The organism is Kosakonia sp. WA-90 (assembly GCF_039871955.1).
Classification (GTDB): domain Bacteria; phylum Pseudomonadota; class Gammaproteobacteria; order Enterobacterales; family Enterobacteriaceae; genus Kosakonia; species Kosakonia oryzendophytica.
In genome coordinates, this window is sequence record NZ_JBDPLJ010000011.1 from 23313 (window position 1) to 31467 (window position 8155).

Here is an 8155-nt window from a genome sequence, read left to right on the forward strand (position 1 = left end):
GACCTGTTTGAGCGAGAATTACTCGTCTTCCAGTTCGATGTTGATACCCAGCGAACGAATCTCTTTCAACAGTACGTTGAAGGACTCTGGCATACCCGGTTCCATCTGATGGTTGCCGTCCACGATGTTTTTATACATCTTGGTACGACCGTTCACGTCATCAGACTTAACGGTAAGCATTTCTTGCAGGGTGTATGCTGCGCCGTAAGCTTCCAGCGCCCACACTTCCATCTCCCCGAAGCGCTGACCACCGAACTGCGCCTTACCACCCAGCGGCTGCTGAGTAACCAGGCTGTAAGAACCGGTGGAACGCGCATGCATCTTGTCATCAACCAGGTGGTTCAGTTTCAGCATGTACATGTAGCCGACGGTAACCTGGCGCTCGAATTGCTCACCGGTACGACCGTCGAACAGCGTGATCTGACCGGAAGTCGGCAGGCCACCCAACTGTAACAGTTCCTTGATTTCAGACTCTTTCGCACCGTCGAAGACCGGCGTTGCGATCGGCATGCCTTTACGCAGGTTTTCTGCCAGACGCAGAACCTCATCATCGCTGAAGGTGTTCAGGTCAACTTTCTGGCGAACGTCAGCGCCCAGATCGTAGGCACGCTGGATGAATTCGCGCAGTTTGGCGACTTCTTGCTGCTGCTTCAGCATGGCGTTGATCTTATCGCCAATACCTTTAGCAGCCATACCCAGGTGAGTTTCCAGGATCTGACCGATGTTCATACGAGACGGTACGCCCAGCGGGTTCAGTACGATATCTACCGGCGTGCCGTTTTCATCGTAAGGCATATCTTCGATCGGGTTGATCTTGGAGATAACACCTTTGTTACCGTGACGACCTGCCATTTTATCACCCGGCTGGATCTGACGTTTAACGGCCAGATACACCTTAACAATCTTCAGCACGCCCGGTGCCAGATCGTCGCCCTGAGTGATTTTGCGGCGTTTCGCTTCAAGTTTTTTCTCGAACTCGTGTTTCAGTTCGTCATACTGCTCAGCCAGTTGTTCCAGCTGATTTTGTTTCTCTTCGTCGGTCAGGCCCAGTTCCAACCAGCGGTCGCGCGGCAGTTTGTCGAGCTTATCAGCTTCAACACCGCCGGAAACCAGCACGCTGTGGATACGGCTAAACAGGCCAGCTTCGAGGATCTGCAGTTCTTCAGACAGGTCTTTTTTGGCCTGCTTAAGCTGCATTTCTTCGATTTCCAGCGCACGTTTGTCTTTTTCCACGCCATCACGGGTAAAGACCTGAACGTCGATAACAGTACCGGAGACACCGTTTGGTACGCGCAGAGAAGAGTCTTTAACGTCAGACGCTTTCTCGCCGAAGATCGCGCGCAGCAGTTTCTCTTCTGGCGTCAGTTGGGTTTCACCTTTCGGCGTTACCTTACCAACCAGAATGTCGCCGCCGGTCACTTCCGCACCGATGTAAACGATACCGGATTCATCCAGTTTGGAGAGCGCAGCTTCACCCACGTTCGGGATGTCGGCAGTGATCTCTTCCGGCCCCAGTTTGGTGTCACGGGACACGCAAGCCAGTTCCTGGATGTGAATAGTTGTAAAGCGGTCTTCCTGGACCACACGCTCGGAGACGAGGATGGAGTCTTCGAAGTTGTAACCGTTCCACGGCATGAACGCTACGCGCATGTTCTGACCGAGCGCCAGTTCACCGAGGTCGGTGGACGGACCGTCAGCCAGCACGTCGCCGCGCTCAATTGGCTCACCCAGAGAGACACACGGCATCTGGTTGATACAGGTGTTCTGGTTAGAACGGGTGTATTTGGTCAGGTTGTAGATGTCGATACCCGCTTCGCCCGGGTACATCTCGTCTTCGTTAACTTTGATAACGATACGGGACGCATCCACGTACTGAACGGTACCGCCACGTTTAGCAACGGCGGTAACACCGGAGTCAACGGCAACAGCACGTTCCATACCGGTACCAACCAGCGGCTTATCAGAGCGCAGAGTCGGAACCGCCTGACGTTGCATGTTCGCACCCATCAATGCACGGTTGGCGTCATCGTGTTCCAGGAACGGGATCAGGGATGCACCGACGGAAACCACCTGCTGGGTGGAAACGTCCATATAGTCAACCTGGTCTGCGCTGAACAGGCTCGATTCGCCTTTACTACGGCAGGTAACCAGATCTTCTGCGAAACGACCTTCTTCCGTCAGGTTGGTGTTCGCCTGAGCGATAACGTAGTTACCTTCTTCAATTGCAGAAAGGTAATGAATCTCGTCAGTTACAACACCGTCGGTCACTTTACGATACGGGGTTTCGAGGAAACCATATTCGTTAGTCTGCGCGTACACGGACAGGGAGTTGATCAGACCGATGTTCGGACCTTCAGGCGTTTCGATAGGACATACACGACCGTAGTGAGTTGGGTGTACGTCTCGAACTTCAAAGCCTGCGCGTTCACGGGTCAGACCGCCTGGGCCGAGTGCAGAGATACGACGTTTGTGCGTGATCTCAGACAGCGGGTTGTTCTGGTCCATAAACTGAGACAGTTGGCTGGAACCAAAGAACTCTTTCACTGCAGCGGAGATCGGCTTGGCGTTGATCATATCCTGCGGCATCAGGGTATCCAGATCGCCGAGAGACAGACGCTCTTTCACCGCACGTTCTACACGCACCAGGCCAACGCGGAACTGGTTTTCCGCCATTTCGCCCACGGAACGGATACGACGGTTGCCGAGATGGTCGATATCATCCACTTCACCGATACCATTACGGATACCGATGAGTTTTTTCATCACTTCGATGATGTCGTCGTTGCTCAGGATACCGGAACCTTCAATGCTGTCGCGCAGCAGAGAACGGTTGAACTTCATGCGACCAACGGCAGACAGATCGTAGCGGTCTTCAGAGAAGAACAGGTTCTCAAACAGGCTTTCAGCCGCTTCGCGCGTCGGCGGTTCACCCGGGCGCATCATGCGGTAGATTTCTACCAGCGCGCTCAGACGATCGTTGGTCGGGTCGACACGTACAGTTTCAGAAATGTACGGACCGTGGTCCAGATCGTTGGTGAACAGGGTTTCGATACGTTTATGACCAGACTGGCTCAGTTTTGCCAGCAGATCGAGCGACAGCTCCATGTTCGCCGGGCAAATCAGCTCGCCAGTGGATTCATCAATGTAATCTTTCGCAGCAACTTTGCCTGCGATGTATTCAACCGGTACTTCAATATGCTGAATCTCGTCTTTTTCCAACTGACGGATATGGCGCGCGGTGATGCGGCGGCCTTTTTCAACATACATTTTGCCGTTCGCTTCAATGTCGAAAGAAGCAGTTTCGCCACGCAGGCGTTCCGGCACCAGTTCCATCTGCAGCTTGTTGTCACGAATCTCAAAGACAACTTTTTCAAAGAACAGATCGAGAATCTGTTCAGTGGTGTAGTTCAGCGCACGCAGAATGATAGTGGCCGGCAGCTTACGACGGCGGTCGATACGAACGAACAGGTTGTCTTTCGGATCGAACTCAAAGTCCAGCCATGACCCACGGTAAGGAATGATACGTGCGTTATAAAGCACCTTACCAGATGAGTGGGTTTTACCCTTATCGCTGTCAAAGAAGACACCAGGGCTACGGTGCAGCTGAGAAACAATAACACGTTCAGTACCGTTGATAACAAAGGTACCGTTGTCGGTCATGAGCGGGATTTCGCCCATGTACACTTCTTGCTCTTTGATGTCTTTAACAGTGCCTTCCGGCGCTTCGCGCTCGTAGATCACCAGACGCAGTTTTACGCGCAGCGGAGCAGAGTATGTTACGCCACGGATCTGACATTCTTTAACATCAAAAACAGGTTCGCCAAGACGGTAGCTGACGTATTGCAGTTCCGAATTGCCGCTGTAGCTTTTAATCGGGAACACGGAGCGGAAAGCCGCTTCCAGACCGTACTGCCCTTCAGGATCTTGCTCGATAAACTTCTGGAACGAGTCAAGCTGGATAGAAAGGAGATATGGGACATCCAGAACTTGTGGACGTTTACCAAAATCCTTACGAATACGTTTTTTCTCGGTATAGGAGTAAACCATAGGGTTCCTCAGCTCGCTGACAAGTCGACCCACTCTGTCCGTCGGTAGGACAGTTTATGCAACACTATTTTGTTGGACCGGAAAGTGGAGCACTTTCCGCAATGCTTGTTGCTATCACGCTTAAATCATTTCATTGCGGTTTACACAGAAGATCTCTTCTGCCGCAGTATATTAAGTCGTCGATAGAAACAAGCATTGTAAAGGTTACTGGCAGTCAAACAGTGTGAAACGCTGCCGGCACCTTACAGCGCAAAAAGGCTGGTGACCAAAAAGTCACCAGCCATCAGCCTGATTTCTCAGGCTGCAACCGGAAGGGTTGGCTTATTTAACTTCAACTTCAGCGCCAGCTTCTTCCAGAGATTTTTTCAGAGCTTCAGCGTCATCTTTGCTCACGCCTTCTTTCAGAGCGGCCGGAGCAGATTCTACCAGGTCTTTAGCTTCTTTCAGACCCAGGCCAGTTGCGCCACGTACTGCTTTGATAACAGCAACTTTGTTAGCGCCAGCGGCTTTCAGAATTACGTCGAACTCAGTTTTTTCTTCAGCAGCTTCAGCAGCCGGGCCAGCAGCAACAGCTACAGCGGCAGCAGCAGAAACACCGAATTTTTCTTCCATTGCAGAGATCAGTTCTACAACGTCCATTACGGACATAGCGGCAACTGCTTCAATGATTTGATCTTTAGTGATAGACATTTAAATTGTTCCTGAATATCAGAATAAGTTTATACGTAAGCGAATGCGTTACAAAGAATACTGCGATTAAGCAGCTTCTTTCGCATCGCGTACAGCAGCCAGAGTACGAACCAGTTTGCCAGCAGAGGCTTCTTTCATGGTTGCCATCAGGCGTGCAATTGCTTCTTCGTAGGTCGGCAGGGTTGCCAGGCGATCGATCTGCGACGCCGGGATCAACTCACCTTCAAAGGCAGCGGCTTTGACCTCAAATTTTGCATTCGCTTTCGCGAACTCTTTGAACAGACGAGCAGCTGCGCCCGGGTGTTCCATAGAGTATGCAATCAGGGTCGGACCAACGAACGCGTCTTTCAGGCACTCAAAAGCAGTACCTTCAACAGCACGGCGCAGCAGGGTGTTACGAACAACACGCATGTAAACGCCAGCTTCGCGACCTGCTTTACGCAGTTCGGTCATTTTATCTACGGTAACGCCACGGGAATCCGCAACAACCGCAGACAGCGCGCCTTTGGCTACTTCGCTGACTTCAGCAACAATCGCTTGTTTGTCTTGAAGATTTAAAGCCATTAGCTTTGCTCCTGGATGTTTGCCAGGGCTCATGCCCTGGAACTCACTTCACTCTTCTCAAAGAAAAGAGCGTCTTAATACGGTGAGCAGAAACAAGCCAAAGAGTACTTAAAAAATATTCTTCAGGTTCTGTCACCGTCTACGCAGGGAATTAAGCTTCTAACGAAACACCTGCGGTCTTCGACGGAGGCCTGGATAGGCCAGGCTCCAACGAACAAATCTGTTTTTTTACCAACTCGCGTTAGTAAAACATGGGGGGAAGATTGTAGACAAATCCACCACCCACGTAAAGGCGAATATTAGTTCGCTACTGCGCTCAGACCAGCCTGGTCGACCGCAACACCCGCACCCATGGTGGTGGAGATGCTAACTTTCTTGATGTACACGCCTTTCGCCTGAGTCGGTTTTGCTTTTTTCAGCGCAACCAGCAGGGCTTCCAGGTTTTCTTTCAGTTTGTCAGCGTCGAAGTCCACTTTACCGATGGTGGTGTGGATGATGCCGTTTTTGTCGTTACGGTAACGAATCTGACCGGCTTTAGCGTTTTTAACCGCTTCGGCAACGTTCGGCGTTACAGTACCAACTTTCGGGTTTGGCATCAGGCCACGCGGACCCAGAACCTGGCCCAGCTGGCCAACAACGCGCATTGCATCCGGAGAAGCAATAACAACGTCAAAGTTCATTTCGCCTTTCTTGATCTGCTCAGCCAGATCTTCCATACCTACCAGCTCTGCGCCAGCTGCTTTAGCAGCTTCAGCGTTCGGGCCCTGGGTAAATACGGCAACGCGAACAGAACGGCCAGTACCGTGCGGCAGTACAGTTGCACCACGTACGTTCTGGTCAGATTTACGCGCATCGATGCCAAGGTTAATAGCAACGTCTACGCTTTCTACGAATTTAGCGGTGGCCAGCTCTTTCAGCAGAGCAATGGCTTCGTTGATGTCGTACTGTTTGGTCGCATCAACTTTGTCACGGATCACGCGCATGCGCTTGGTCAGTTTAGCCATTTCTTAGTCCTCCACTACCAGGCCCATGGAACGAGCAGTACCTTCGATCGAGCGAGTCATCGCTTCAATGTCAGCACCAGTCATGTCCGCGGCTTTAGTCTGAGCAATTTCCTGCACCTGAGCGCGAGTCACTTTGCCCACTTTGTCTTTGTTCGGCTTGCCGGAACCAGACTTGATACCAGCCGCTTTTTTCAGCAGAACTGCTGCCGGAGGCGTTTTGGTAACGAAAGTGAAGGAACGGTCAGCGTAAACGGTAATAACTACCGGAATTGGCAGACCTTTTTCGATGGAATCAGTTTTGGCGTTGAACGCTTTACAGAATTCCATGATGTTAACACCCTGCTGACCCAGAGCCGGACCGACCGGCGGGCTCGGGTTTGCCATGCCAGCTGCAACCTGCAGCTTGACGTAGGCCTGGACTTTCTTAGCCATTGCAATTTCCTCGTTTGGGTATAGCGCCCCGAAAGGCTCCCCATGTTTAAATACGTTTTACGGATAGGGAATCCATAAAAACAAAAGGCGCGAAATTGTATGTCAATTTCGCGCCTTGTGCAACGTTTGATCGCCGAATATTTAGGCTTTTTCGACCTGACCGAAATCCAGCTCTACCGGGGTCGCACGACCAAAGATAGAAACAGAAACTTTCAGGCGGGACTTTTCGTAGTCAACTTCTTCAACCACACCATTAAAGTCAGCAAACGGACCGTCATTAACGCGGACCATCTCGCCCGGCTCAAACAGCGTTTTCGGACGCGGCTTATCACCTACCTGCTGCAGGCGGTTCATGATCGCATCGACTTCTTTATCGCTAATCGGCGCTGGACGATCGGACGTTCCACCGATGAAGCCCATCACGCGCGGGACGCTGCGCACCAGGTGCCAGCTGGCGTCGTTCATCACCATCTGGACAAGTACGTAGCCGGGGAAGAATTTACGTTCGCTTTTGCGACGCTGGCCGCCACGGATCTCAACCACTTCTTCGGTCGGTACCATAACTTCGCCAAATAACTCTTCCATGTTGTGTAATTTGATATGCTCACGCAGCGATGTAGCTACGCGGCCTTCAAAACCGGAAAACGCCTGAACGACGTACCAGCGCTTTTTAGGAGCTTCAGACATCTCAGAACCTCAGGCCAGTGATAAAGGAAACCAGACGAACCAGAATACCATCCAGTCCCCACAGGATCAGTGACATGACTGCGGTTACCGCAGCCACGATCAATGTGGTGTGCAACGTTTCCTGACGAGTAGGCCAAATCACTTTACGTACTTCGGTTCTCGCTTCACGGGCAAAAGCAACGGTTGCTTTACCCTTCGTCGTCAACAGCGCGACACCACCTGCTGCAGCAATCAGAATAACAACTGCCAGCGCGCGGAGCGGCAGCATCATGTCACGATAAAGATAGTTGCCAACGATAGCCACGAGCAGCAGTACTGCAACAACAACCCACTTCATCGCTTCCAGGCCGCGCCCGCTCCCTTGAGCTTCGGTATTCGCACTCATAAACCAACCTGTCACAAGAATTCAGACAAACATTTTTGCCCCGCATAGGCGAGGCAACCAAACCGAAATGCTCTGGCGAGATTCGGACTAACGCCCTCTTCAGAGCCTGTCTCAGCAATGATTATGACAAAAAAAATCACTGATGAGCCAGGTTCTGGTTCGAAAGCGTACAAAAAGGGCATCAAATGATGCCCTCTTATTGCGCATTGCGTCAAATGTTATCAGCGATTAGCTGAGAACTTTTGCTACAACGCCCGCGCCAACGGTACGGCCGCCTTCACGGATTGCGAAACGCAGACCATCGTCCATCGCAATCGGGTGAATCAGGGTAACAACCATTTTGATG

Annotated in this window: 8 protein-coding genes; all 8 read right to left on the minus strand. The window is 51.6% G+C overall.

The genetic code is table 11. The features are described from left to right. Window positions 1–18: 18 nt before the first annotated feature. Window positions 19–4047 carry a DNA-directed RNA polymerase subunit beta gene (gene rpoB / locus ABGA49_RS15720; RefSeq protein WP_061499017.1) on the minus strand — a complete coding sequence of 1343 codons (4029 nt, stop codon included), beginning with the start codon at window positions 4045–4047 and terminating at the stop codon, window positions 19–21. A 321-nt stretch (window positions 4048–4368) separates the two neighbouring features. Continuing rightward, entirely contained in the window at window positions 4369–4737 is a 369-nt protein-coding gene (gene rplL / locus ABGA49_RS15725) for a 50S ribosomal protein L7/L12 (RefSeq protein WP_035890291.1), read from the minus strand. 66 nt (window positions 4738–4803) lie between these two features. Then, on the minus strand, window positions 4804–5301 hold the full coding sequence (gene rplJ, locus ABGA49_RS15730; protein ID WP_038865708.1) for a 50S ribosomal protein L10: 498 nt from the start codon (window positions 5299–5301) through the stop codon (window positions 4804–4806). Window positions 5302–5600: 299 nt separating this feature from the next. Then, window positions 5601–6305, minus strand: a complete 705-nt coding sequence (rplA, locus tag ABGA49_RS15735) for a 50S ribosomal protein L1 (protein ID WP_061499020.1) — start codon at window positions 6303–6305, stop codon at window positions 5601–5603. A gap of 3 nt (window positions 6306–6308) precedes the next feature. Further along, window positions 6309–6737, minus strand: coding sequence for a 50S ribosomal protein L11 (rplK, locus tag ABGA49_RS15740; protein ID WP_002438627.1), 429 nt, complete (start codon window positions 6735–6737; stop codon window positions 6309–6311). A 141-nt stretch (window positions 6738–6878) separates the two neighbouring features. Then, window positions 6879–7424 carry a transcription termination/antitermination protein NusG gene (gene nusG / locus ABGA49_RS15745; RefSeq protein ID WP_007665882.1) on the minus strand — a complete coding sequence of 182 codons (546 nt, stop codon included), beginning with the start codon at window positions 7422–7424 and terminating at the stop codon, window positions 6879–6881. Window position 7425: 1 nt separating this feature from the next. Continuing rightward, window positions 7426–7809 (minus strand): preprotein translocase subunit SecE, encoded by a 384-nt coding sequence (gene secE, locus ABGA49_RS15750; RefSeq protein ID WP_003033128.1) that lies wholly within the window; start codon window positions 7807–7809, stop codon window positions 7426–7428. 228 nt (window positions 7810–8037) lie between these two features. Continuing rightward, window positions 8038–8155, minus strand: a 118-nt coding sequence (locus tag ABGA49_RS15755) for an elongation factor Tu (protein ID WP_000531012.1), incomplete at its 5' end; no start/stop codon positions are given.

What these genes read in the sequence shown, in the direction of transcription:
- rpoB (WP_061499017.1), bottom strand. Translation starts at nt 4,047, where the DNA reads ATGGTTTACTCCTATACCGAGAAAAAACGTATTCGTAAGGATTTTGGT.
- rplL (WP_035890291.1), bottom strand. Translation starts at nt 4,737, where the DNA reads ATGTCTATCACTAAAGATCAAATCATTGAAGCAGTTGCCGCTATGTCC.
- rplJ (WP_038865708.1), bottom strand. Translation starts at nt 5,301, where the DNA reads ATGGCTTTAAATCTTCAAGACAAACAAGCGATTGTTGCTGAAGTCAGC.
- rplA (WP_061499020.1), bottom strand. Translation starts at nt 6,305, where the DNA reads ATGGCTAAACTGACCAAGCGCATGCGCGTGATCCGTGACAAAGTTGAT.
- rplK (WP_002438627.1), bottom strand. Translation starts at nt 6,737, where the DNA reads ATGGCTAAGAAAGTCCAGGCCTACGTCAAGCTGCAGGTTGCAGCTGGC.
- nusG (WP_007665882.1), bottom strand. Translation starts at nt 7,424, where the DNA reads ATGTCTGAAGCTCCTAAAAAGCGCTGGTACGTCGTTCAGGCGTTTTCC.
- secE (WP_003033128.1), bottom strand. Translation starts at nt 7,809, where the DNA reads ATGAGTGCGAATACCGAAGCTCAAGGGAGCGGGCGCGGCCTGGAAGCG.